The sequence below is a fragment of the Bacteroides fluxus YIT 12057 genome, assembly GCF_000195635.1.
Classification (GTDB): Bacteria; Bacteroidota; Bacteroidia; order Bacteroidales; family Bacteroidaceae; genus Bacteroides; species Bacteroides fluxus.
The window spans coordinates 1-23,779 of sequence record NZ_GL882683.1; the positions used below are offsets into that span (position 1 = coordinate 1).

The window sequence follows — 23,779 nt, forward strand, 5'->3', positions numbered from 1 at the left end:
CTCAGGTTTTTACGTTGATCCGTTTTTACGTTGATCCCAAACCATAGCGCAAACCGAGGATTAAAAACAAAAAAAGACCGCCAAGAGTGGAAGCCTCTCAACAGTCTAAATCTTCTTTGTAGCGGGACCCGGGATTGAACCGGGGACCTCATGATTATGAATCATGCGCTCTAACCAGCTGAGCTATCCCGCCATCATTTCTCGATTGCGGGTGCAAAGATATAGCTTTTGTTTTAACTACCAAAAATTTTAGAGATATTTTTTTTTGTGGTTTATCGGACTGGTTATAGTGTATGGGGTGAAAACTGTTTTTTTTATTGGTGGTTTTGTATAACATTATCAAGATGTTATACCCCTCTCATAAGGCTAATCTAAATAAATTTAATGAATTATTTTTTCTAATTAGAAAAAAGTATTTAATTTGGCGGACGCAATAAAAAAGCAGAAAAGACTATGGAAAGAAAAAAAGTACATTTAGAATATCTCTTGAATGCGACTTCTAAAAGTATTCTTTGGACAGCGATAAGTACTCCTAACGGTTTGGAGGGCTGGTTTGCTGACAGGGTGCAATCGGACGATAAAATCGTCACTTTCTTCTGGGGAAAGACCGAAAAACGTGATGCGGAGATTGTAGCCGTGCGGGCTTATTCCTTTATTCGCTTTCGTTGGTTGGATGATGAAAATCCTCGTGAGTACTTTGAATTAAAAATGACAAATAGCGAGTTGACTAATGATTTTGTATTGGAAATTACCGATTTCACTGATGCAGACGAAGTTGCCGATTTGCGTGAATTGTGGGAGTCACAAGTCGATACTTTGCGTAGAACGTGTGGTTTTTAGTTAACTTTCAATTAAAAATTTCCCGTACTCCCTTTTTTATGCTACTTTTGTGTCCTCATTGCATGAAAAGAGTAAAATGCTGCGCATAAAAAAGTTAGATATATTTATTCTGAAGAGCTTTTGCATGCTCTTTATGGGTACTTTCTTCATTTGTCTCTTCATCTTCATGATGCAGTTCCTATGGAGGTATGTAGATGAAATGGTGGGGAAAGGATTGGAGATGACTGTCCTTGCACAGTTTTTCTTCTATTCGGCATTGTCATTGGTGCCCGCTTCACTGCCGTTGGCCATATTGTTGGCAGCCCTTATTACTTTCGGAAATTTCGGAGAGCGTTTTGAGTTGCTTGCAATGAAAGCAGCGGGTATCTCGTTGCTTAAAATCATGCGGCCGCTGATTATTTTCATCTGCTTCATCTGCTTGGTTTCTTTCTATTTTCAGAATGTGATCGGTCCGCAGGCTCAGACAAAGTTGTGGACTTTATTGCTGTCTATGAAGCAAAAGTCTCCGGAGGTAGATATTCCGGAAGGTGTGTTCTATGACGAGATAGACGGTTATAATCTTTATGTAAAGCATAAAGACCGTAAGACAGGTATGCTTTATGACGTGTTGATTTATAACTTTGAAAAGGGGTTTGAGAATGCGCAGATTATCAAGGCTGACTCCGGAAGGCTTGAGATGACGGCAGATAAGCAGCATCTGTATCTTCATCTGTTTAGTGGTGAGCAGTTTGAAAATTTGAAATCTCAGAACATGAATCAGCGGAATGTCCCTTATCGTCGTGAAGCTTTCCGCGAAAAGCACGCCATCATTGAATTTAATTCCGATTTCAATATGGTAGATACCGGTATCATGAGCAGTCAGTCCAATAGCAAGGATATGAAAATGCTGCAGGCTGGTATCGATTCGATGACCATTCAGAATGACAGCGTAGGACGAACCTATTACAAGGAGGCAATGTCCGGCACATATAATGTTACGGCCAGTTTGAGTAAAGAAGATACAATAAAGGTTGAAAATGCGCGTTTGGGTGACTACAATGTCGATAGTTTGTTCAATGTCGCTACATTGATGCAGAAACAGAAGATTATTTCTACGGCTGTGAGCCGCGCGGAAAGTGCCGGAAGTGATTGGAGCTTCAAGAGTTACAGTATCTCCCAGACAGATACCAGCCTGCGCCGTCACATGACCTCCTGGCATGAGAAACTGACGCTTTCATTGGCATGCCTCATCTTCTTTTTTATCGGTGCCCCTCTTGGAGGCATCATTCGCAAAGGCGGGTTGGGTATGCCGGTAGTGGTATCCGTATTGATATTTATTGTTTACTATATCATTAACAATACGGGTTATAAGATGGCTCGTGACGGGAAATGGATTGTGTGGATGGGCATGTGGACCAGTACTGCGATATTGGCGCCTTTGGGAGCTTTTCTTACCTATAAATCCAATAACGATTCTGTGGTACTGAATGCAGATGCCTATATCAATTGGTTTAAAAAGGTAATAGGTATCCGCAGCGTTCGTCACATGTTCCGCAAGGAAGTCATTATTCATGATCCGGACTATGCACGTCTTCCGGGTGATTTGCGGGCTTTGTCTGCCGATTGCCGTGCGTATGCGGAAAAGAAAGCGTTGAAGCGTGTTCCCAATTACTTTAGGTTGTGGATGAATGAGACGCAAGATCTTGAGATGGAAGGAATCAATGAACGCATGGAGGGGTTGATTGAAGAAATGTCCAATACTAAGTCCATCCCGTTGTTGATGGCCTTGAATAACTATCCTGTCATAGCTGTCCATGCACATGTACGTCCTTTTCACAATTACTGGCTGAACCTGCTTTGCGGGGTTGTTTTCCCGGTAGGTTTGTTTTTCTATTTCCGTATTTGGGCGTTCCGCATCCGTTTGAATAAGGACATGGAACGGATTATTAAGACAAATGAGGAGGTAATCAAGATTATAGAAACCGATCAGAACAAATAAAAACAGATATAATATGGAAAATGTAAAGCTGAATACAATAGAGGAGGCCATTGAGGATTTCAAGGCCGGTAACTTTGTGATTGTGGTTGACGACGAAGACCGTGAGAACGAAGGTGATTTGATTATTGCTGCCGAGAAGATTACGCCGGAAAAAGTAAACTTCATGTTAAAGCATGCGCGTGGTGTACTTTGCGCGCCGGTTACGGTTTCCCGTTGTAAAGAACTTGATCTGCCGCATCAGGTGGCGGACAATACTTCCGTACTGGGTACTCCTTTCACGGTGACTATCGACAAATTGGAAGGTTGTACCACCGGCGTCTCTGCCGCTGACCGTGCCGCGACAATCCAGGCGTTGGCCGATCCGGCTTCTACTCCGGCCACATTCGGCCGTCCCGGTCATATCAATCCCTTGTATGCACAGGAGAAAGGGGTGTTGCGTCGTGCCGGACATACGGAAGCTGCCATTGATATGGCACGTCTGTCAGGACTCTATCCGGCAGGTGCGTTGATGGAAATCATGAATGAGGATGGTAGTATGGCGCGTCTGCCCGAATTGCGTAAGATGGCTGATGAATACGGTTTGAAGTTGATCTCTATCCGTGATTTAATTGCCTACCGTTTGAAACAGGAATCTATTGTAGAGAAAGGGGTGGAAGTAGATATGCCTACAGAGCATGGTCATTTCCGTCTGATCCCTTTCCGTCAGAAGTCCAACGGATTGGAACACGTGGCCTTGTTCAAGGGAACTTGGGCTCCTGATGAGCCGATTCTGGTACGTGTACACTCTTCTTGCGCGACAGGTGATATTTTCGGTTCCAAGCGTTGCGATTGCGGCGAACAGTTGCACAAGGCTATGGAAATGATAGAGAAAGCCGGTAAGGGAGTAGTGGTTTATTTAAACCAGGAAGGACGCGGCATTGGTTTGATGGAGAAGATGAGAGCTTATAAATTGCAAGAGGATGGCTTGGATACGGTGGATGCGAACATCTGCTTGGGTCATTTGGCCGATGAACGCGATTATGGTGTAGGCGCTCAGATTCTTCGTGAAATAGGGGTACACAAAATGCGTCTGATGACCAATAATCCTGTAAAACGCGTAGGTTTGGAAGCATACGGTCTGGAAATTACGGAGAATGTGCCTATTGAGTCGGTTCCGAACCAGTATAATGAACGCTATTTGCGTACCAAGAAAGAACGTATGGGACATACACTTCATTTTAGTAAGTAAACTGTCTTTTTGTTTTTCCATATCAAAGAAAATCGTTTATTTTGCAACCAGATTTGCATAACAACCATTAATTAGAAACAAGATGAACCAATTATCAGATCGCTTGAACAGTTTGTCGCCCTCTGCGACGCTGGCTATGTCCCAAAAGAGCGGAGAGCTGAAAGCTCAAGGCGTAGATGTTATTAACTTGAGTGTGGGCGAACCCGATTTCAATACTCCCGAGCATATTAAGGAGGCTGCGAAAAAGGCGATAGACGACAACTTCTCCCGCTATTCTCCAGTTCCGGGTTATCCTGCTTTGCGTAATGCCATTGTAGAGAAATTAAAGAAAGAGAACGGTCTGGAATATACGGCTGCACAAATCTCTTGTGCCAACGGTGCCAAGCAGTCCGTTTGTAATGCGATTTTAGTATTGGTGAATCCGGGGGATGAAGTGATTGTGCCTGCCCCCTATTGGGTAAGTTATCCTGAAATGGTAAAGCTGGCTGAAGGTACTCCGGTGATTGTACCTGCCGGTATCGAACAGGATTTCAAGATTACGCCTGCACAGTTGGAAGCAGCGATTACTCCAAAGACCAAGGCGCTGATCCTTTGTTCGCCATCCAATCCGACAGGTTCTGTATATAGCAAGGAAGAGCTGGCCGGATTGGCTGCTGTACTGGCAAAACATCCGCAGGTCATTGTAATTGCCGATGAAATTTATGAGCATATCAATTATATCGGCAAGCACCAAAGTATTGCGCAGTTCCCTGAAATGAAAGAACGTACGGTGATTGTAAATGGTGTTTCCAAGGCATACGCCATGACTGGTTGGCGTATCGGTTTCATTGCCGGACCCGAATGGATCGTGAAGGCCTGCAACAAACTGCAAGGTCAATATACTTCCGGTCCTTGCTCTGTGTCACAGAAAGCAGCTGAAGCTGCATATACAGGCTCTCAGGCTCCTGTGGAAGAAATGCGCCAAGCATTTGAGCGTCGTCGTGATTTGATTGTCAAGTTGGCTAAGGAGGTTCCGGGATTTGAAGTAAATGTACCGGAAGGAGCTTTCTACCTGTTTCCCAAGTGCAGTTCATTCTTCGGTAAGGCTGTCGGCGAGCGTAAGATCAACAATTCAGATGATTTGGCTATGTATCTGCTGGAAGTAGCCCACGTTGCCTGTGTAGGCGGTACTTCTTTCGGTGCGCCCGAATGTATCCGTATGAGTTATGCTACCAGTGATGAAAATATCATCGAAGCTATCCGTCGTATCAAGGAAGCATTGGCAAAGCTGGGTTGATAGGAGACTTATTGATATAAAGAAGAAGGCTCGGTTCTTGATAGAGACCGAGCCTTTCCTTTTCTTAAAGGGGAATTTATTATTCTCCCGGATGAATTGCTTCAGACGGACAAACATCCGCGCAAGTACCGCACTCTGTACAAGTTTCAGGATCGATAGAATAGATATCGCCTTCAGAGATAGCGCCTACCGGACACTCGTCGATGCAAGTACCGCAAGCAATACAATCGTCACTAATTACGTAAGCCATTTTCTTTTAGATTTTAAATTATTAGTACTAATTTGTTCGGCAAAAATAGCTGTTTTCTTCATTAGTTGTTATCAATCTTGATTAAAAACCTCTAATTTGTATAGCGTCTAAATAAGTCAAGGTAAGGTGGGGTAAGTAAAAGTATAGCTACCTTATTTTGATTATTATGGGCAAAATATACAATAATGGAAAATTAAATATGTTGATTTTCTTTTAGTTAGGTAATAAATAATGAGAAGGTTCCCGCTTGCCTTGGATGGAACTAATAAAGCTCCAATCCAAATTCATTCTTCAATTCCATCAAGGCACTGTTTTTTTGTGCCATCATTTGGAACTTTTCCACTCTGCCGTAAGCACGGACCTTTTCGGCCGGGGCACTGACACGTACGGTCATGGTGACTTTCCGGTTTTTCAAGCGGACACGCATATACTCTTGCAGCGTGGGGATCAAAGCCGTAAATTCTTTGGCAATGATTTCATTGTCCACCACAGCCTCGAAGGTAGTGGCATTCAGTAGGGCGACATGCATGTTCTGCATGCGCTTGGCAATGGCAACCTGCTCTATAGGCATGCGTCCGGCATACTCTTGCCAATAGTAGTTCACGTCTCTTTCATTGAAGATAAAGTCCTCTTCCGGCTGTGCGGTTTGCAGGACAGCTGTAGGAGTACCGTTCTTTTTCTGTTCTTCTTCCACATGCGGGCGTTTTATGGATACGCCTAAGCCCGACATTTTCATTACCGGAATTTTCTTTTCTTCTTTTCCCTGTGCCATCAGCACGGCGGTGGGAGTTGTATGCGTGGCGGCGGCATTACCTGTTGGGGGAACAACAGGTTTGGAGGTACCGGTCGTTTGTGCGGCAGGTTGTGCTGCTGCCGGGGTACTTGCTGCTTGTGGGTGGTGGGGGGCGGAACCTGCCTGTTGCTGGGGAGCGGCAGGCTGCGTGAATATGGGTTTTATGACTTGTTTAGGGCTACGCCCACTTGAAACGTCATCTCCTTCGGCAGTGAGTTGGGCCACCTGTATCAAGGTTAACTCTACCAACAACCGCTTGTTTTTACTGGCACGGTAGTTCAGGTCGCAGTCGTTGCAAAGTTTCATGGCACGATACAGGAAAGGCAGCGGACACTTCTGTGCCTGTGCCTGGTAGCGTTCGCGGATGCTGGCGCCGACTTCAAGCAAGGGCAGGGTTACGGTGTCTTTACTTACCAGTAAGTCGCGCAGGTGGGAAGAGAGGCCGGTGATGAAATGGCTGCCATCGAATCCTTTGTTTAGAACATCATTCAATAATAATAGCGCATCGCCCACCTTGTTGTCAAGGAAGAAATCAGTCAGTTTAAAATAGTATTCGTAATCGAGCACATTCAGATTTTCAATTACACTTTTGTAGGTGATGTGCCCTCCGGTGAAACTAACTACTTGATCAAAGATGGATAAGGCGTCGCGCATACCGCCATCGGCTTTCAGGGCAATAACATTCAAGGCTTCCGGTTCGGCAGTGATTCCTTCTTTGGAAGCTACGTAAGCCAGGTGGGCTACGGTATCCTCCACACCTATGCGGCTGAAATCGTATATCTGGCAACGTGAAAGGATGGTGGGCAATATCTTGTGTTTCTCCGTGGTGGCAAGAATGAAGATGGCATGGCGGGGAGGTTCTTCCAGTGTCTTCAAAAAAGCATTGAAGGCAGAGGCGGACAACATGTGTACCTCGTCAATGATGTATACTTTGTATTTGCCGATCTGTGGTGGAATGCGTACCTGTTCCACCAGTTGGCGGATATCGTCGACCGAGTTGTTGGAGGCGGCATCCAATTCGTGGATATTGTATGAACGTTGCTCGTTGAAAGCGGTGCACGATTCGCATTGGTTACATGCTTCGCCGTCGGCGGTCGGGTTCATGCAGTTGATGGTCTTGGCAAAGATGCGTGCGCAAGTGGTTTTTCCAACGCCACGCGGTCCACAGAAAAGATAAGCATGTGCCAGTTTTCCGGTAGCGATGGCATTCTTCAAGGTGGTGGTCAGGGCGCGTTGTCCTACCACCGACTCGAAGGTCGAGGGACGATATTTTCGTGCTGATACAATATAATTTTCCATATTCAAGATGTTCTTGTCAGAGCGTGGTCGCTTCGCTTTTTGTGCAAATGTAAGCAAAAAAAAAGAAAAGTCCCGGTTATTCCTCTTATTTGGATATTGAAACTTGCATATTTCTCTCTTTCTCCCAGCCCCTCTATGTTTTCGTCTCCTTGCCGCTTTCCGCTGTTTACGGGTGGGGATAGAGTTGTTTATTCAGTCACCCATCGGCTGATGTTTCGTTCTTCCTGGCTAAATTCTACCCCAATCTTTAGAAGCTCTTGCCCGTCAGCCTGATGAGGTATCAGATAGCCTTTTTCATCAATCTACTTCAATGCGTTTTCGGCCGTGTCATGCAGCTTGAACTCGAAGACATAGATATACTTCGGAGTTTTCACTACCGCATCCGCCCGACCTTTGGCACTGCGCACTTCAGTTTCGGTGAACTGCCCCATCAGTTTGAAGACGAGATAGAACACTACTTGATAATGGCGTTCGGTCTTGTCGTTCAGTTCGTAGGGGAAGTCTGCAAAAAAGGCTTGCAGGCGGGTGAGGAAGGCGTTGTAATCACCTCTTTCCAACTCGTGGACAAACTTGCCTATATAAAATCCTTGGTCATTATTTGTCATTGGTGTATAGAAAGGTACCAGAAAATTGATGAATCCGTAGCGCACCTCGTCATTGGGAAATTCCAGCAGATAATTGCTAAAGCGCTGGTCATAATCCTTTATCGTCAAGTAGCCGCTTTGGTAAATCAGCGGAATGGGATTGTTGGAATCCACGCGATACTCGGTGAACATGGAAGCCGGAGCTTCTATGCCGTCGAGCAGGGTGCGCAGGTCGTAATCCGTATCTTGTAACATCTGTACCAGGAAGGTGGGAGTACCGGTCTGGAACCAATAACTGCCGAACTCCATACTGCTGAATGCGTTCAATATGCTGAACGGATTGAACATACCTTCTCCTTTCGGATGAAAATGATAGCCGTCGTAGTTCTTCGTCAGTTTATCTACAGTTTCTGTAAATGTCAAATCGTTTATTTCGGCAAACCGTTCTATTTCGGGTATAAAATAGGTTTGCAGTTCATCTTTTGTAATGCCGCATATCGCCGAATAGTAATAGTTCATGCTGATGTCCTGCAACTGGTTCAGGTCACTGAACACGCTTACTTGCGAAAACTTCGTCACTCCGGTGAGGAAGGCAAAGCGCAGGTAGCGGTCGGCACTTTTCAGTACGCCATAGAAGGCTTTCAAGGTTTTGCGGTACTCTTCCATCAAGTCGTCGTTTCCCAAGGCTTGCAGCAGGGGCTTGTCATATTCGTCCACCAGCACTACTACGCCGCAGCCTGCTTGCTGGCTGGCGCGGCGGATGATGCCGGAGAAGCGTCCCGCTAAGGTGTTTTCGTCCGGTCCTTTATCGTACCGGAGTTCCCATTGGGTCAATTGGCGGCTGAGTATATCGTCCAGTCGTTCGGGTGAATCATACTTTTCTGCATTCAAGTCCAGATGCAGCACGGGATATTTCTTCCATTCCTGTTCTAGCTGTTCTATGGCAAGACCTTTGAACAGTTCTTTCTTTCCCTCGAAGTAAGCCTCGAAAGTAGAGAGCAACAAGCTTTTGCCAAAACGTCGGGGACGGCTGAGGAAGTAGGGGGTAGCGGTAGCGGCCATCTTCCATACCAATTCAGTCTTATCTACATATATATAGTCTCCTTCTCTGATCTTTTCGAAAGTCTGTATCCCGATAGGGAGTTTGCGTCCTATATTCATATTCATTCCTTTCTTTATTTTAATGGCTACATTTTTCTTGTAAGCACGTTATATTCTTGTGTCAGAGCGTGGTCGCTTTGCTTTTTGTGCAAATGTAAGCAAAAAAAAGAAAAGTCTCGGTTATTCCTCTTATCTTTGTGCCATCTTTTCATAGATGGTATATAGGTTGTGCGTTCACTTTTTTTTCGTCGTACCTATTATTGTTTCAACAGTTCCTTTCCCTTATCGGTAAGGTGGTATTTTTGTTTCGGATGCTTGGGAGTCTTTGGATATAGTAATGCTACAAAACCGGATTCTATAGCCGGATAAAGATAGCTATAAAGAAAACTCTTTCTATCCTTTAATAGCATAATCTCCATGATTTCCTTTACTGATAACAATCTATCATTGATTGCACCAACAATAGCATTTACTTGTGGAGTGCTTGTGGGGTGCTTGTGGGGTGCTTGTGGGGTGCTTGTGGAATTATACCCCACAGTACTTCGTGTGTAGTGGAATACTACCCATACAGCACTTCCGTCAGTGTGAAATTCGGGATCGGGAATACCTACGCGGCGACATTCGCTAACCATAAGATTGATGCCGCGCCCCCAACTCTCCAGCACTTCGCTCTTATACAGGACATTGGCTATGATAAGGTTTTGCGGTTCCGAATTATGCCCGCTCAGCAGCTTTTCTATAGTCATATCAGGTGGAAAAGTGCCGCTGTTTTCAATTTCTACACGGTCATCATAGACGGCTATTCCTACCGAGCTTCCGGGGCGATGATAGGCTCTATGGCACAAGGCGTTAATGCAACCTTCGCGTAAGGCTTTGTAAGGTATGTTCAGCTCCTCTTCGCGGTACAGTCTTTCAATCTTTCCGGATAGAGAAAGGTGTTTGAAGAAGAACGCCATAGCTGCATCCAGTAAGCTGTAAATATTGCCGTTTATACGTTGGTTGTCGATAAATTCATCTTTGGTTGTCCCTTTGAATCGGGCTAACCGTAACAGGCATTGCGGATAATTATAAAAATCCTTACCAAACAGAACTGCGGCGGCATTGTTCAGTTTTCCGCCATGCAGCAGGTTGAACTTTTCAAGAATAGTAGGTAATTCTTCTCGGATAGTGGCTTCAGGCAAACGTCCGCCTCTGATACCTCCACGGACGGCTCCCATAATAGCTTGTTCATTAAGGTCTGTAATTTGAAGATTCGGATTGGTCAATGACTCCCAGGCATATTTGCCGCTACGTTGCATTAGCAGTTGATTGTAAATTTCTTGTGTCATAACAGATGTAACGCTCTCAATACGTTGGTAAGCCCTTCCTCTGTAAGAGAAAGGACGCATATAGCGTTGTTCCTCTGCATGTATGCTGATTATGCTCTTGGTTGTGTCTGGAATGGCAATATAGGAAACTTCGATGGTGGCAAACGGTTCTATGCGTCGGATAGCTTCTCCTATTTCTCGTTTGGTCTTGTCGCTCAATTCCTGCCCGATAATCTTGCCTTTATCAGTCACGCCGAACAATATTGTTCCACCTGTTCCATTGAGGAAGGCACACAATGTTTCCATTGCACGTTCCAATTGTCCCGTGGTTTCCTTAAACTCCACTTGATTGCTTTCTGTTTCAGCTACCAGCTCTTTAACAGTGTCAAGGTTATCTATAGTTATATGCAAACTGTCAGCTTGATTGCAAGGGTATTTTTTCATACGTATTTCTTGTTGTATATAATTCAGCCCGCAAGTCTTTTATGGCTCACGGGCTGATACTTTTTTAATGGCTGCATTTTTCTTGTAAGCACGTTATATTCTTGTGTCAGAGCGTGGTCGCTTTGCTTTTTGTGCAAATGTAAGCAAAAAAAAGAAAAGTCTCGGTTATTCCTCTTATCTTTGTGCTCAAAGAAATTCGGATTAGAGGTGAGTGGACGCAGCCATCCGTCGATAATCATTAATTAATAAGCAACATGGATAAACTTGCTTTTCTTTGGTCTTTTTTCCGCAAGCATAAGTATCTTATCACGCTTGTGCTGTTTGCGGTGATTGTTGGTTTTCTGGATGAAAACAGCATGGTGCGCCGTTTGGGATATGCACGGGAAGAGAACCGTTTGCGCGGAGAGATAGAGCGGTATCGCAAAGAGTATGAGGAGAATACGGAACGCTTGAATGAGCTTGTCGCCGATTCCGGAGCTATTGAGCGGATTGCCCGCGAGAAATATCTGATGAAGAAGCCCAATGAGGACATTTATGTATTTGAAGGAGATATAGAAGAATGAAACAATTGATACCCGCCCTTTTCACTGTAGGAGCCGTAATGGTCTTGGCAGGAGCAGCCGTTTATATTACGGGCTGGCAGCTTGCCCCCTATATATATACTGTCGGTGCCACTCTGGTTGCACTGGCGCAGATAAACTCCCCGTCCAAGAGCCAGGCTCCCAATGTCAAACGTTTGCGCCGCCAGCAGATATTCGCCGCGCTTCTGTTGGTGCTGACCGGTGCGTTCATGCTCTTTACGCATGGCAACGAGTGGATTGTCTCTTTGACAGTGGCGGCGGTCATTGAACTTTATACGTCTATACGTATCCCGCAAGAGGAGGCAAAGGAGTAAGATCTCCAGATGGATCTGCGAAACAAAAAGAATAAGCTGAGTATCCGTGTTGTTTTAAATTCTTGCAAGGCAAGCGAAGAAGGCATCTATTCGCTGGGCATCCGTGTGTTGTATCGTCGCAGGAAGAAAGAGTATTCTTTGGGATGGCGCCTCCATTGGTCCAATTTCCTGCCGGACAAGGAGCGGGTGGTGTTTTCTCCGGAAGGGCCGTTGAAGCGGAAAGACTTGGGATGCATCAACCGCCTTATCAAGGAGGAAAAGGGCAACTTGCTCAAGGCGGGGCTTTTTTTGGAAAGGGCCGAGCCGGGGTTCAGTCTGGAACGTCTGATGCAGAAGCATCACAAGAACCGGTGTAGCCAGTACGTAGAGGTATTCATGCTGCAATGTATAGAGGAGTTGCGCGGAGAGGGGAAGTCGGGTACTGCGGAGGCGTATGTCAGCGGGCTGAATTCCCTGCGACGCTTCTGTGCCCTTGGAAAGCTGAGGTTCAAGGAGGTTGACTATGCTTTTGTGACGGACTACATGCACTATCTGCGTACCCGTAGAATCTCGGAAAACACGGTCGGCATGTATCTGAGCTGCTTCAGGGCTGTATATAACAAGGCACGTAAGCAGGGAGTGGAAGTGAGGGAAGGCAATCCTTTTGCCGATTTGAACTTTCGTGTTCAGGAGACGTTGAAGCGTGCGCTTACCAAGGAGGAGATAGCGCGCATTGCCCGGGTCGATTTGCGGCGGCATCCGCGGATGGAAGAGGCGCGTGATTTGTTCATGTTCAGTTTTTATTGCCGTGGCATGTCGTTCGTGGATGTCATTCACCTTAGGCGTGACTGTATAGTCAATGGTACTCTCTTTTATGAGCGTAATAAAACCGGACAACGCCTGCAGGTGGGCATGCTTCCCTGCATGTACGAAATTATTGAGAAGTACAGGTCTCGGAGCCCGTACCTTTTCCCATGTATCGACGTGGCGTCCTCACGTACGGTTTACACGCAGTACCGGTATTCCTTGGGGATGATAAACCGCTACCTCAAGCGGTTGGGGGAACTGCTACACATCGCTACGCCGCTCACCACCTATGTGGCGCGCCATTCATGGGCCACTATCGCTAAGAATGAGGGAGTTCCGGTATCCATTATCAGTGAGGGACTGGGGCACACTTCGGAGAAAACCACACGTATCTATCTGGATTCGTTTACGAACGACACCATGAACCGGGTCAATGAAAACGTAGCCGCAGCAGTGAATGACTGTATGAAAAAGGAGGGGGAGAGTTTTCATCTGTCTATATAAAACAGATGAAAAACTGAAAACTCGCTTAATTAATCAAGACACTATACTTAAATATTCTATTAAAAGGTTCTCGTTTCATTTGATGGTGCAAAGATAAAGGCTGATTTGGAATACTTAGTTATCCAAATCAGCCAATCGTTTATCGTCTTTTATATGTAGCTGTTTATCAGGGTAAACGGCCGTTCTTCCCCTTTATCTTTTTCTTCAATTCGGTAGGTGTGCATCCGAAATGGCTCTTGCAATACCTGTTGAAACTTGCCGCCGAGGAGAACTCGAATTCGTGTACAACCTCCTTTATCGTGACGGAATCGTATGCGAGCCTGGCGAGTATCCGCTGGTTCTTTTGTTTCTGTAACCAGGCATAGACGGGTTCGTCGAACTCCTGCCTGAATTTTCTCTGCAGGTCCGATTCACTCATGCCCAGCAGCCTCGTGAGCTCCTTCTTGCTGTTCACCTTGTCCTTGTGTTGCAAGACCGCCGCCTTGAAGTCAACGTCCGTCCCCATAATGGGTTGGAACAGGTTCACGATTTCGCTCTTTGCATAGGCGGTTCTTAGGATGATGAACAGCTCCCTTTCCTTGAGTTCATGCAGATGCCTACAGTTGACGTCCGCCTGCAGATATATCTCCATGGATTGCAGGAAGAGATCTAAGGGTTCACGCACGGGAAGGGGAGTGAAGCGGAAAGGCGTCTCCGGTCTCTCTCTTATGTAGCTGCTCAGCATGTGCTTGTCGCACAGCGAGATGCTGTCGTGGAAAAAGGTGAGGTTGATATACTTTCCCGGGCGGATCACCTTTCCGGTGTAATGGGAGGAGACGGGGATGAAGATGAATTCCCCCGCCCTTGCCGTCACTTTGTCCCGGCCGTCCCTGGTGATGCATACTTCCCCCGATAAGATGAATATCAGATGGTTTCCCTTTGTTTCCTCCTTCTGGTTGTCGAAGACTTCCCCTTCCGAGGCATTCGCCAGTGAGAACCCGTCGTATTTCTGACTTTTGTAGTTCACGCAGGAGGTGTGTTCTTTAAGATAACAGAGTTCCATATCATACATTTAATTTAAGGTTAATAATCGGGTTTGTTGCCCCATGTTTCAGTTTATGTTTCATAAATCAATGATGTGAATTATTGAAGTTTTACAAGTTTGCTAGAATCTTTTCTGACAGATAATCTGTCGTATTATGGTGCGTGAATATAGTTATTAATATTGATATTATACCGTTTTTTAACAGCTAAATTATTTCATTTTTATGACACTGAATCATTGTTGTATTGCTATTGTGTTGATATATAGGATATTGGCATACTATTCATCTGTTTTATATAGACAGATGAAAAATGTGAAAACGAGAACAGAGATTTAGTTAAAAAAAGAGTTGAAAAAATACGAATAAATAAATGCTTTTATTATGCGAAAGAACGTGACAATTGCTATGATAGTCCTGCTGGCTTCCCTTTCGGGTTCCGCTTGCGCGCAGAAGCTTTCTGTAAAGAGCAACCTGCTGTATGACGCCACTTCCACGCTGAACCTGGGACTGGAGTTTGGCTTGTCGTCCCGCTGGACGCTGGACGTGTCGGGCAGCTATAACCCGTGGAGCTACGCCGATAACAAGAAGATGAAGCTGTGGATGCTTCAGCCGGAAGTCCGCTACTGGACATGCCGCAGTTTTTCGGGACATTTCTTCGGGGCGCACCTGCTGGGCGGCGAATATAACTTCGGAGGCATGCTTCCGTTGGGCATCAAGCCATCGCAGTCCGGGCTGGGAAGCAAACGCTACGAAGGATGGGCGGCGGGTGCCGGGCTCTCATACGGATACAGCTGGATACTGGGACGGCGCTGGAACCTGGAAGCCACGTTGGGGCTGGGATATCTCCGCCTGGACTACGACCGCTTCGAATGCAAGACCTGCGGCGACAGGCTGGGCGAGAGCAAGAAGAACTATTTCGGGCCTACCAAGGCGGGCGTTTCTCTTATTTATATCATCAAGTAATCACACAGGAGGCAAGGATATGAAATACCACATACTATTGGGCGGTTTTCTGTTGATGCAGGCGGGTGTCCTGCACGCCAAGGATCAGATTAAGGTAAGCGCGGTCGGGACGGAGGTTTCCCGTGAGGGTGACAGCGTGCGCGTCTCGTTCAGGCTGAACGCCACCGGGCTGAAAAAAGAATATGTTTTAGGGATAACACCGGTGTTGTGCGGCAAGGGCGGGGTGCGGGAAGCACTGCCCCCCGTCCGCTACGGCAGCCGCACGGCGCAGATTCAGGAGTGGAGGGATACGGGAAGCCTTTCCGGAACCTTTCACAGGGGTGGCGAGGAAGTGGCCTATACCCACGCTCTTCCCTATAAGGAATGGATGGAAGGCGCCTCCCTGCAGCTGGAGGCGGTGAACCGTGGATGTTGCGATGAACGGACGCTTGCCCCTCTCACCCTTGCCGGGGACATGGCGCTTGCCACCCCTGCGGAACTGTTCGTGCCGGAACCGGTGCAGCCGGAGTCTGCGGTGCCCGTGGCAAACAAGCTGGCGGAGGAAAACAGCTTCCTGGCGGAGTGGAGCGGCAGCATAGGCGGCCAGGAAGACATTGCCCGTTACAGGGAGGAGGCCACGCTGGTGGTTTATTTCCCCGTGGGCAGCTCCGGTATCCTTCCGGACTATGAGGGCAACGGCGCACGGCTGGACCATCTGCTGTCGGTGCTCGGCAAGATCGCCGCTTCCAAGGATTCCCGTGTGGCGAAGATTCTGGTGATGGGCTCTGCCTCGCCGGACGGTACCAAGGTGCTGAACGAGCGTATCGCCGGAGAACGGGGACGCTCGCTGGTGGCCTACCTGGCCGGACGCACGGAGCTGGACGCCTCCTTCTTTGAGGTGAACAACGACGGTGTGTCGTGGAGCGGCCTGCGCAAGCTGGTCATGGAAAGCGACATGCCCGAGAAACGGCAGATTGTGGAAATCATCGATACGGTTCCGGTGTGGGACGTTTCGAAGAACATGGGACGGCTGGGAATGCTCATGAAGTTGAACCACGGTAAGCCTTACCGTTACATGAAGGAGCATTTCTTCCCCAAGCTGCGCAATGCGGGTTACATCAAGGTCTTCTACGAGTCGCAGCCCGATCCCCGGCTGGTATCGTTCAACAAGGCGGTTGACCTGTTGCGGCAAAAGAAGTACGCCGAGGCCGAAAGGGCGCTGGAGGGCAATACCTACTACAAGGCGGACAACCTTCGCGGAATCATCCGCATGGAGGGAGGGCATACGGACGAGGCGGCAGCCCTGTTCCGCAAAGGAGCGGAGGCGGGGGACGCCGAAGCGGGAAAGAACCTGGAGCGTGCCCTTGAACTGCTGCAAAGAGAGCGGTGACGAACGGACGTGAATTTTTAAACAAACTATATTTCATCCTCAATTAATTATTAACTTAAAAACAAGTAGAAAACATGAAGAAAATTAATTTTTGTGCGATGGCCCTTGCGGCCCTGACGATGTTCTCCTGTACGCAGGAGGAGTCCATGAACTTGCCCGTGGCCGGCGAAAAGGCCAACGTGACCTTGAACCTCAAAGGCGAGGAGAGTGCCGGTACCCGGGCAACCGGAGCAACAGGCGATGATACCCAGATAAACAATTATATCGCCTTCTTCTTCAATGAGCAGGGACAGTTGGTGACGAAGCATGAGGTAGACAAATCAGCGAACACCGGTCCCGACCGACTCACCACCACTACCGCCGCCACCGAAGTGTATGTCGTGGCCAATGTGGGCGGATTGACCGGTAGCGGTTTTGAAGGTGTAGTCAACAAGGATCAGATTGCAAAAGTTGTAAAGAGCTTGAGTGCCGGAGGTTCTCACGATACCTCCACGCAGACAAGCACGAATGTATGGATGGAGGGAACAGGCACCGTGAAGTTTACGGAAAATACGGGTGCGGCTACGGTAACCTTGAAATTCCTTGCCGCCAAAGTTACAGTGACTGTAATTGACCAGAGAAAGGGCAATACCGAGAACGGTGCTATCTATATCAAGAACGATAAGATTGTCCTGCTGAATGCCGGTGGAGACGCTAAGTTCTTCGATACCGATAAGACAACCCAGACCAGCTTCTTCAACGGTGATGCCAGCTATCCCGATCCTGCGAATTCGGTAGTGGCTTCATTCCTTTCGAAAACTTATGCGGAAAGCGGTGTTCATTTCTACGCTTTCGGCAACGCAAGTTCCACTCAGCCCACGATCCTCGCCATCCAGGCTACGCGTACGGAGCAGAATGGAGGAACATCCACTGTTTACTATCCCATCGCCTTCTCTACTCTTGATGCGGGTGCAATCAAGCCTGAAGCTTCCACTTTCGCTCCCGGTTACTCTTATGAAATAACTCTGACACTGACGGGTAACGTTGCAGCCGGTGGTGGTAACGGTACTGTCGATCCTGAACAACCGTTGGTAAGTGGTGACGTAACGGTAACTATCGAACAAGCTAAATGGAATCCCGTAGACATAAACAAAGAGTTCAACTAAATCTTGATGACTACGGCTAAGCGATAATTTCCATGGAACAGGAGGGGCGGGGTGAACTGTTTCCCTTTCCCCTTCTGTTTCTTTTCCGGTTTCCTTTTTTTCGGATACGGCTCCTTATCCCGTGTCCCGTTTATATCACTAAAAAAGACAAGAATCATGCAGAAGAACAAATTCCATAGCTGCTTGCAAATAGTGCCTTTACTGTTGTTTATGGCATTTGTATCTGCGAGTTGTATCAAGGACGACCTCTCGCAATGCGAAAAGCCTGCCTTTTCCTTGCAGGTAAGGGCTTACGATGCGGACAACCGTCCCTTGGGCCCCGACGTCGTGAAAGACGTCACGCTCTATATCTTCGACAAGAACAAGTTGTTTCTCGGGACGCAGGACATCCGCGTCAACGAGACCGTGACGGCGGACTTTCCCGGCCATGAATCCCTGACGCTGGTTGCCTGGGGAAACGGAGGACAGGGACATCAGACGATGCCCGCGTTGCGACAAGGCGACCACCTGGAGACGGCTTTCGTTTCCCTGATCCATACCCGGACATCCTTACCCGTGGCAGGCTCGCCCGACGACCTGCTGCACGGAATCATTGATATAAGCTCCGGCGATACTTCGGTGGAGGAGCTTCCCATGCGCCGCATGACCGGCAGTGTAGCCATCACGGCGCGGCACCTCAGGCAATATGCGGGCAGCGGTGAAGGCGAGTTCCGCTACGTGCTCCGCAAGAGCACCGACAAGCTCGACTTCTACGGCAAGCCCAACGGCTCGGAGGTGTGCTACAGCCCCGAAGCGGCTTTCGACGCCAACGACGACTTCGTCAGCTCCATCTTCCATGTTTTCCCCCCGGAGCACGACATTCGTATAGACATCTACCACCGGGACGTGCTGATGACCACCGTCATCTCCGACAGCAAGGGCAATCCCCTGCGGGTGGAGACGGGACGGCTGCTCAATGTCCTCATAGACTTCAGAGGGGACATCAGCGTGGATATGACCGTTTCGGAATGGGGCAAAAAAGAGATTTGGAAAGAGTTTTAACATAAAACTGAAAGTGAATGAAAAATATAGCATTAATTCTGTTCCTCAGTGCGCTCCTATTCTCGGGTTGCGTGAAAGATGAGTTTGTTTCACCGAACGGAAACGTGCCGGAGGGAGAGCCGGCCTTGGTAAGCCTGAAGATGGGCATGGCGGCGATGGGCAGCCGTGCCCGGACAAGGGTGGTGCCGGACGACGTGGAAAACAAGATTGAAAACCTGCACGTGCTGATTTTCGACGCGCAGGACAACATCGTCACCAACCAGAGACACGAGGGGCTCAATGTCTCCGGAAGCTCGCCCCTTTCGCTGGACGTCAAGACCTACTCGGGCAGCGGAATGAGGATCTGCATCGTGGCGAACACCCACGATGCGGCGATGGGCGAACAGCTTACGGCAGTCAACACTTACCAAAGGCTGAGGGATATTGTCGTGACGGCGGAAGACCTGGACTTCGGACTCAACAAGACCCGCCCGCTGATGATGACGGACATGAAGGAGAACGTGGTTATACATTCCGGACAGAATTCCGGGAAGATAGACATGCAGCTGCACTTCATGACCGCCAAACTCACGCTGATTGTCAAAGATGCGACTCCTGCCGGCCAGAAGGTGACGATTCTGGGATGGGACGTGGTAGATGCCCCCAAACGGAACTTCGTGTTTCACAGGGAGAAGACGCCGAGCGATTCCGGAGATGCCGTGACGGTTTCCGAGCCCGGCCATTGGCTTACCACCGGTGCGGACTATCCGTTCGAAACCGAAACCACGGAGCCGGACGGAAAGAAAACATTAACACAAGGGCTTTATCTTTTCGAGAACAGACGGGGCGGACGGGTCAATAGAGGTCTTCCTATCGACCAATACCCCGACATGGCCTATACAGACACCGACCACCGCGGCAAGGGGTGGTTCAAGCCCGAGCGTGCCACCGCCGTCCTTATCCGGGCGATGCACGAAACGTCGGTGGGCACCAGGCAGATCAAGGCATACATCTATCTGGGAAGTGACAACCACGGCAACTATGACATCGAGCGAGGCAACCATTACACCTTTACCGTCACGGTGAAGGGGCTCGACGACATCGCTGTGGATTCAAGCATCGAGTACGAGAACGGGGACTTTGCCGTGGATCACGGTGATAACCTCACGATGGATTCGCATCCCGACTTCCGTCCCATGCGCATCCATGCTCCCAAAGGAGTAGTCACCATGGAGATTCAAGACGAGGCGGGAAGAACGTACAAAGATCCGGGATTCACGGCCACGTGGCTCAAGATTTCACCGCTGAACCTGATGTTCCACCAGGTGAAGCAGACGGGGGAAGACGCCAAGTGGCAGCAGGATGCCAATCCAACGAGCGGGTTTGTGAGAGGGCGCTACATTCCGCACACAAGCGTGAGAAAGACGTTGTCCGATGCCCAAAAATGGTGGACCGCCTATTCCGATATATCGGTGAAGGATGACGGCGACAACGAGATGGCTTTTGCCGATGCCACCTACCGCATGTGCTACAAGATTACCTGCATTCCTTTTGACAACGCTGCGGCGGTCACCAACCATACCTTGTACGTGTATGCTGACGAGTTCCTTCAAGCAAGGGGAAATCCGCGCAAGGCGAAGGTACGCTTTACATTTTACAAAGACGGAAACCTGCATACTCCCAATCCTGAGATAAGGATATTCGATATCAGCCAGGATGGATATATCGAGGTTTTTGATTCTAATAATTCCGATGCGGGCTTGACTATTCTCAAGGAAGACGGAACGCCCTCCGATATCAAGGAGCTGTTTGTATTCGAGAATACGGAAGAGGCTGGCTTGGCCTTGAATCCGGGGATAGATCCGGATTTACAGCGCATTGGTCCTATGCAGGCGGGTTTTTACGAATATACGCTCTATGGCGATGATATTATGGGGGCCGATAGAAAACCGGATTGTTATCGCAATGGGAAGTTTCAAACGGCAAATGCGGTATATGTAGATGTGCAACGGGGCGTAAACAGCGAACCCCTAGGCTTCGGAAAGGAGAAGGACTCATACAGGCCCATGTATGGAAACAATAAGACGGGAGATAAAGAGCCGAAGCCGATTCCTGCTTACACCGGAACAAATTCCGGGGCTCCTTATTACTATCCTGATGCGAGAGGGTTGATCTATCATCCCATTTACAAAAGTTCGGCGGCACGATATTGTCATGAGAAGAACCGCGATGTGAACGGTGACGGAATTATCGACGAGTCTGAGGCTCATTGGTATATGCCGGCAGCAGAACAGTTGCTGATGGCATGGATTGGGGGGCTGCAAGATAATTTCAATCTTGATTCGCGTTATTGGAGTGTTAGCGAGATGTATGCTGATGCCAACCATTACTTCGAGTTCATGGGTGGTGGATCGCACTATGAATTTGACCATAATAGGTATTCTGTGCGTTGCGTTAGGGAGTTGTAATGCCGCAAATAAATGATGGCAGGGATTGTCATGGAGTAGTGGAAGAGTTATAGTGGAATGAAAGTATAATGGAGAAAAATCATAAAAAGAAAAGAGTTATGAAACGGAATCTAACGTTAGCGTTGTTTGTTGCAGGTTGTCTGATGACCGTAAACTGTTATGCCCAGAAGGTTATTGTGGAGGGGAATAAAGTGATTGTTGATGCCTCGGCGTTGCGGAATATAACAACCGAAAACAAAGCAACGGGAACCGATGGCACGACTTGGGTAAAGGGAAGTAACAATGCAAGTAATATCGGATCACAAGTTAGTAATGAGAAGGTGTATTACAAGTTTGAGGTATCGAAGGTGGATAATACCAATGATAAGAGTGATCAATTTGGTGGGCTTAACTGGGTTGATGCGGTGAATCTGTGTAAAGATTTGAATCTTGATGGTACAGGTTGGCGGTTACCTACGCAACGGGAATTGCAGTTAATCCACATCCTGAGATGGGACTTGGAAGCTCGAACTCAAGAGGGGTTTACAGAGTTCTCACCAAATACCCCACGCAGATATTGGAGTGCTACCGAGCATTCTGAGCGCAGTGCCTGTGCTTTGTATTTTGAAACTTCTATTACTCACCTCTATTCGTTTTTTACTGGTAAGACCTCTACTCGTAATGTGCGTTGCATCCGGGAGTTGTGATGCCGCAGGTGGATTGACCGTTTAACCATTTACGGCGTAGCCGTTTTGAAAATTAGAAACAGTATGCTTTTATATCGCAATCTATATATTCTGTGCTCGTTCTTGTTCCTGGCGACAGGGTGTACCGGCAGGGATGCGAAAGAACAGGCAAGCGGACATCCGGAATCCCCGCAGGTCTTCTCTCTGCCTGCCGTTCCGGGCGTGCTTGCCACCCCGCAGGAGCGTGCGGAGTACCTGGTAACCCGCTACTGGGAGAATTTCAACTTCCGGGACACGGCATTGATTTCCCGTCCCGAGGTGACCGAGCAGGCGTTGGCCGACTTTCTGGATCTGCTGCCGCGGGTCTCGCCGGGCACTGCGCATAGCTCCTTGATCGCGATGATGGACTCCGCTTCGGCGGACAGTTCCATGTACGCCCATTTTATGGGGCTGGCGGAGAAGTATCTTTACAATCCGAACTCTCCGTTCCACAACGAGGAATATTACATACCGGTACTGCGGCAGATCATGGCTTCCTCCCGCTTGGGCGACATAGGGAAGGTGCGTCCCGCCTATCAACTGGAAATGGCTCTGAAAAACCGTCCGGGCGAAGTGGCTTCCGACTTTGTCTATACGCGTACCAACGGGAGCAGGGGACGTCTTTCGCGCTTGTCGGCGGACTATACCCTGCTGTTCTTCAACAGTCCCGACTGTGAGGAGTGCCGGCGGCTGAAGGAGTATATAGCCGCTTCGGAACTCCTTTCCGGGCTTGCTTCCCGAAAGCGGCCCCGTCCGAGGCTCGTCATTCTGGCGGTCTATCCCGACGAGGACGTTGCCTTGTGGAAGTCCGCGTCCTACCCGTCCTGCATGCTCAATGTGCACGACGCCTCGCAGTCCGTCACCGCCCGTCGGCTCTACGACCTGAGGGCGATTCCCACACTCTACTTGCTCGACGCGGACAAGCGGGTGTTGTTGAAGGATGCCCCTGTGGAGCGGGTCGAACGGTATTTAAGGGCGGCGCTCTTTGAGAGTGAATGAAAGCTGCCGATTAGCCTTTATTATCAATTTATATAAACATAGTAACATGGAATCTTCAGAAAAAAAGAAAAAAACTCCTCGTGACGTCCTGACGCCGAAAACTCGTTGGACCGATGCCCTGCGTGTGGTGCGTTCCTACCATCCCGAAGTCACTATCATCCTGCCCGACGAAAAGATACAGCTCCGTCCCGGCGACGATGTACGCCGAGCCATCACTCCCTATGTGGGCGTCATTCGCTGCGCGCTCGACGCCAAGGTGGTGATGTGGCACGGCTATACCGTGGAATGCCGGGTCAGGCAGGTGCGTTCCATCTTGAGCCACTACTTCCACTACCATGAAGGGTGTATCAGCGCTCCGGAGCTCGACCTGCTGATAGAGGACCTGTTGTATGTACATAAAGTTTGAAGTCTTTGTGGGCATAAGAACAAAAGAACCATGGAAAGAACAATCCGATGAAAGCGTAGAATAAGTTCGGTTGAATTCTTGCACTTAAAGTCCTCTACCCGTCTGGAATATCGTTTCTTACCTCTTTGCCCGTGTAAGTTTTTATTTTGATGGCGCTGCGTCCGTCCCTTACCTTTGCATAAATTTCGAACTACAAACCATAGAGTTATGCAAATAGAAAAAACACATCATCTGCCGGGTTTGAACGCATCATGCGTTTTACCCGGACGCATCGTCCGTTTAGGGGCAACGCATCATGCGTTCCGCTTTCCTTTTTTCTCTCCCGGTTATTTTCCCCAAGATCAATCTTCTTGATTCGTTTCCCCCTAGATATACGGATAGTATATCTTATCTTC

19 protein-coding genes, 1 tRNA gene and 1 pseudogene are annotated in these 23,779 nt (G+C 48.3%); 15 read left to right on the forward strand and 6 right to left on the reverse strand.

The window, feature by feature from the left end:
- Window positions 1–119: 119 nt before the first annotated feature.
- Window positions 120–193, reverse strand: a tRNA-Met gene (locus tag HMPREF9446_RS12905).
- A 260-nt stretch (window positions 194–453) separates the two neighbouring features.
- On the opposite strand from HMPREF9446_RS12905, the gene HMPREF9446_RS12910 reads away from it, so the two are divergent.
- The 4 genes from HMPREF9446_RS12910 (at window position 454) to HMPREF9446_RS12925 (ending at window position 5,322) form a co-directional block, all read left to right on the forward strand.
- Complete coding sequence (locus HMPREF9446_RS12910; protein ID WP_009126125.1) at window positions 454–840, forward strand: START-like domain-containing protein; 387 nt, start codon at window positions 454–456, stop codon at window positions 838–840.
- A 76-nt stretch (window positions 841–916) separates the two neighbouring features.
- Window positions 917–2,818 carry an LptF/LptG family permease gene (locus HMPREF9446_RS12915; RefSeq protein WP_009126126.1) on the forward strand — a complete coding sequence of 634 codons (1,902 nt, stop codon included), beginning with the start codon at window positions 917–919 and terminating at the stop codon, window positions 2,816–2,818.
- Window positions 2,819–2,831: 13 nt separating this feature from the next.
- Window positions 2,832–4,046, forward strand: a complete 1,215-nt coding sequence (locus tag HMPREF9446_RS12920; protein ID WP_009126127.1) for a bifunctional 3,4-dihydroxy-2-butanone-4-phosphate synthase/GTP cyclohydrolase II — start codon at window positions 2,832–2,834, stop codon at window positions 4,044–4,046.
- An 82-nt stretch (window positions 4,047–4,128) separates the two neighbouring features.
- Window positions 4,129–5,322: a pyridoxal phosphate-dependent aminotransferase gene (locus tag HMPREF9446_RS12925; protein ID WP_039969506.1), complete on the forward strand. Its 1,194-nt coding sequence runs from the start codon at window positions 4,129–4,131 to the stop codon at window positions 5,320–5,322.
- Between the two features lie 79 nt (window positions 5,323–5,401).
- Here the strand turns inward: HMPREF9446_RS12925 and HMPREF9446_RS18435 are convergent, their stop codons facing one another.
- The 4 genes and pseudogenes from HMPREF9446_RS18435 to HMPREF9446_RS12940 all read right to left on the reverse strand — a co-directional run bounded on the left by HMPREF9446_RS18435 (window position 5,402) and on the right by HMPREF9446_RS12940 (window position 11,061).
- Window positions 5,402–5,572, reverse strand: coding sequence for a DUF362 domain-containing protein (locus HMPREF9446_RS18435; protein WP_004292360.1), 171 nt, complete (start codon window positions 5,570–5,572; stop codon window positions 5,402–5,404).
- Window positions 5,573–5,834: 262 nt separating this feature from the next.
- Complete coding sequence (locus HMPREF9446_RS12930) at window positions 5,835–7,664, reverse strand: DNA polymerase III subunit gamma/tau (protein ID WP_009126129.1); 1,830 nt, start codon at window positions 7,662–7,664, stop codon at window positions 5,835–5,837.
- A gap of 188 nt (window positions 7,665–7,852) precedes the next feature.
- Window positions 7,853–9,415, reverse strand: a pseudogene (locus HMPREF9446_RS12935) (ATP-binding protein).
- 191 nt (window positions 9,416–9,606) lie between these two features.
- Window positions 9,607–11,061 carry an ATP-binding protein gene (locus tag HMPREF9446_RS12940; protein ID WP_039969513.1) on the reverse strand — a complete coding sequence of 485 codons (1,455 nt, stop codon included), beginning with the start codon at window positions 11,059–11,061 and terminating at the stop codon, window positions 9,607–9,609.
- 293 nt (window positions 11,062–11,354) lie between these two features.
- Here HMPREF9446_RS12940 and HMPREF9446_RS12950 point away from each other — a divergent pair, with 293 nt between their 5' ends.
- The 3 genes from HMPREF9446_RS12950 to HMPREF9446_RS12960 are packed head-to-tail and all read left to right on the forward strand — an operon-like array spanning window position 11,355 to window position 13,285.
- A complete protein-coding gene (locus HMPREF9446_RS12950; RefSeq protein WP_009126133.1) occupies window positions 11,355–11,663 on the forward strand; it encodes an FtsB family cell division protein in 309 nt (102 codons plus the stop codon).
- The gene (locus HMPREF9446_RS12955) at window positions 11,660–11,995 is read left to right on the forward strand and encodes a hypothetical protein (protein ID WP_009126134.1); all 336 of its coding nucleotides are present in this window, start codon (window positions 11,660–11,662) and stop codon (window positions 11,993–11,995) included. Before HMPREF9446_RS12950 ends, HMPREF9446_RS12955 begins: the two co-directional genes overlap by 4 nt.
- A 9-nt stretch (window positions 11,996–12,004) precedes the next feature.
- Window positions 12,005–13,285, forward strand: coding sequence for a tyrosine-type recombinase/integrase (locus HMPREF9446_RS12960; RefSeq protein ID WP_009126135.1), 1,281 nt, complete (start codon window positions 12,005–12,007; stop codon window positions 13,283–13,285).
- Between the two features lie 166 nt (window positions 13,286–13,451).
- Here the strand turns inward: HMPREF9446_RS12960 and HMPREF9446_RS12965 are convergent, their stop codons facing one another.
- Window positions 13,452–14,327, reverse strand: coding sequence for a helix-turn-helix domain-containing protein (locus HMPREF9446_RS12965; protein ID WP_039969516.1), 876 nt, complete (start codon window positions 14,325–14,327; stop codon window positions 13,452–13,454).
- A 364-nt stretch (window positions 14,328–14,691) separates the two neighbouring features.
- Here HMPREF9446_RS12965 and HMPREF9446_RS12970 point away from each other — a divergent pair, with 364 nt between their 5' ends.
- The 8 genes from HMPREF9446_RS12970 to HMPREF9446_RS13005 all read left to right on the forward strand — a co-directional run bounded on the left by HMPREF9446_RS12970 (window position 14,692) and on the right by HMPREF9446_RS13005 (window position 23,384).
- Window positions 14,692–15,273 carry a DUF3575 domain-containing protein gene (locus tag HMPREF9446_RS12970; protein WP_009126137.1) on the forward strand — a complete coding sequence of 194 codons (582 nt, stop codon included), beginning with the start codon at window positions 14,692–14,694 and terminating at the stop codon, window positions 15,271–15,273.
- 19 nt (window positions 15,274–15,292) lie between these two features.
- A complete protein-coding gene (locus HMPREF9446_RS12975; protein WP_009126138.1) occupies window positions 15,293–16,642 on the forward strand; it encodes an OmpA family protein in 1,350 nt (449 codons plus the stop codon).
- A gap of 74 nt (window positions 16,643–16,716) precedes the next feature.
- The gene (locus HMPREF9446_RS12980) at window positions 16,717–17,787 is read left to right on the forward strand and encodes a fimbrial protein (RefSeq protein WP_009126139.1); all 1,071 of its coding nucleotides are present in this window, start codon (window positions 16,717–16,719) and stop codon (window positions 17,785–17,787) included.
- A gap of 51 nt (window positions 17,788–17,838) precedes the next feature.
- On the forward strand, window positions 17,839–18,828 hold the full coding sequence (locus HMPREF9446_RS12985; RefSeq protein ID WP_245532279.1) for a FimB/Mfa2 family fimbrial subunit: 990 nt from the start codon (window positions 17,839–17,841) through the stop codon (window positions 18,826–18,828).
- Between the two features lie 17 nt (window positions 18,829–18,845).
- The gene (locus HMPREF9446_RS12990) at window positions 18,846–21,275 is read left to right on the forward strand and encodes a DUF4906 domain-containing protein (protein WP_009126142.1); all 2,430 of its coding nucleotides are present in this window, start codon (window positions 18,846–18,848) and stop codon (window positions 21,273–21,275) included.
- A 98-nt stretch (window positions 21,276–21,373) separates the two neighbouring features.
- The gene (locus HMPREF9446_RS12995) at window positions 21,374–21,961 is read left to right on the forward strand and encodes an Lcl C-terminal domain-containing protein (RefSeq protein ID WP_039969521.1); all 588 of its coding nucleotides are present in this window, start codon (window positions 21,374–21,376) and stop codon (window positions 21,959–21,961) included.
- Window positions 21,962–22,024: 63 nt separating this feature from the next.
- Window positions 22,025–22,978: a DUF5106 domain-containing protein gene (locus tag HMPREF9446_RS13000; RefSeq protein ID WP_009126144.1), complete on the forward strand. Its 954-nt coding sequence runs from the start codon at window positions 22,025–22,027 to the stop codon at window positions 22,976–22,978.
- Between the two features lie 46 nt (window positions 22,979–23,024).
- A complete protein-coding gene (locus HMPREF9446_RS13005; protein WP_039969511.1) occupies window positions 23,025–23,384 on the forward strand; it encodes a hypothetical protein in 360 nt (119 codons plus the stop codon).
- Window positions 23,385–23,779: the final 395 nt, after the last annotated feature.

Excerpts from the sequence above, each read along its gene's own strand:
- HMPREF9446_RS12950 (WP_009126133.1), top strand. The coding sequence starts at position 11,355 with ATGGATAAACTTGCTTTTCTTTGGTCTTTTTTCCGCAAGCATAAGTAT.
- HMPREF9446_RS12965 (WP_039969516.1), bottom strand. The coding sequence starts at position 14,327 with ATGGAACTCTGTTATCTTAAAGAACACACCTCCTGCGTGAACTACAAA.
- HMPREF9446_RS12955 (WP_009126134.1), top strand. The coding sequence starts at position 11,660 with ATGAAACAATTGATACCCGCCCTTTTCACTGTAGGAGCCGTAATGGTC.
- HMPREF9446_RS12910 (WP_009126125.1), top strand. The coding sequence starts at position 454 with ATGGAAAGAAAAAAAGTACATTTAGAATATCTCTTGAATGCGACTTCT.
- HMPREF9446_RS12930 (WP_009126129.1), bottom strand. The coding sequence starts at position 7,664 with ATGGAAAATTATATTGTATCAGCACGAAAATATCGTCCCTCGACCTTC.
- HMPREF9446_RS12920 (WP_009126127.1), top strand. The coding sequence starts at position 2,832 with ATGGAAAATGTAAAGCTGAATACAATAGAGGAGGCCATTGAGGATTTC.
- HMPREF9446_RS12925 (WP_039969506.1), top strand. The coding sequence starts at position 4,129 with ATGAACCAATTATCAGATCGCTTGAACAGTTTGTCGCCCTCTGCGACG.
- HMPREF9446_RS13005 (WP_039969511.1), top strand. The coding sequence starts at position 23,025 with ATGGAATCTTCAGAAAAAAAGAAAAAAACTCCTCGTGACGTCCTGACG.
- HMPREF9446_RS18435 (WP_004292360.1), bottom strand. The coding sequence starts at position 5,572 with ATGGCTTACGTAATTAGTGACGATTGTATTGCTTGCGGTACTTGCATC.
- HMPREF9446_RS12990 (WP_009126142.1), top strand. The coding sequence starts at position 18,846 with ATGAAAAATATAGCATTAATTCTGTTCCTCAGTGCGCTCCTATTCTCG.
- HMPREF9446_RS12960 (WP_009126135.1), top strand. The coding sequence starts at position 12,005 with ATGGATCTGCGAAACAAAAAGAATAAGCTGAGTATCCGTGTTGTTTTA.
- HMPREF9446_RS12970 (WP_009126137.1), top strand. The coding sequence starts at position 14,692 with ATGCGAAAGAACGTGACAATTGCTATGATAGTCCTGCTGGCTTCCCTT.
- HMPREF9446_RS12980 (WP_009126139.1), top strand. The coding sequence starts at position 16,717 with ATGAAGAAAATTAATTTTTGTGCGATGGCCCTTGCGGCCCTGACGATG.
- HMPREF9446_RS13000 (WP_009126144.1), top strand. The coding sequence starts at position 22,025 with ATGCTTTTATATCGCAATCTATATATTCTGTGCTCGTTCTTGTTCCTG.
- HMPREF9446_RS12915 (WP_009126126.1), top strand. The coding sequence starts at position 917 with ATGCTGCGCATAAAAAAGTTAGATATATTTATTCTGAAGAGCTTTTGC.
- HMPREF9446_RS12995 (WP_039969521.1), top strand. The coding sequence starts at position 21,374 with ATGAAACGGAATCTAACGTTAGCGTTGTTTGTTGCAGGTTGTCTGATG.
- HMPREF9446_RS12975 (WP_009126138.1), top strand. The coding sequence starts at position 15,293 with ATGAAATACCACATACTATTGGGCGGTTTTCTGTTGATGCAGGCGGGT.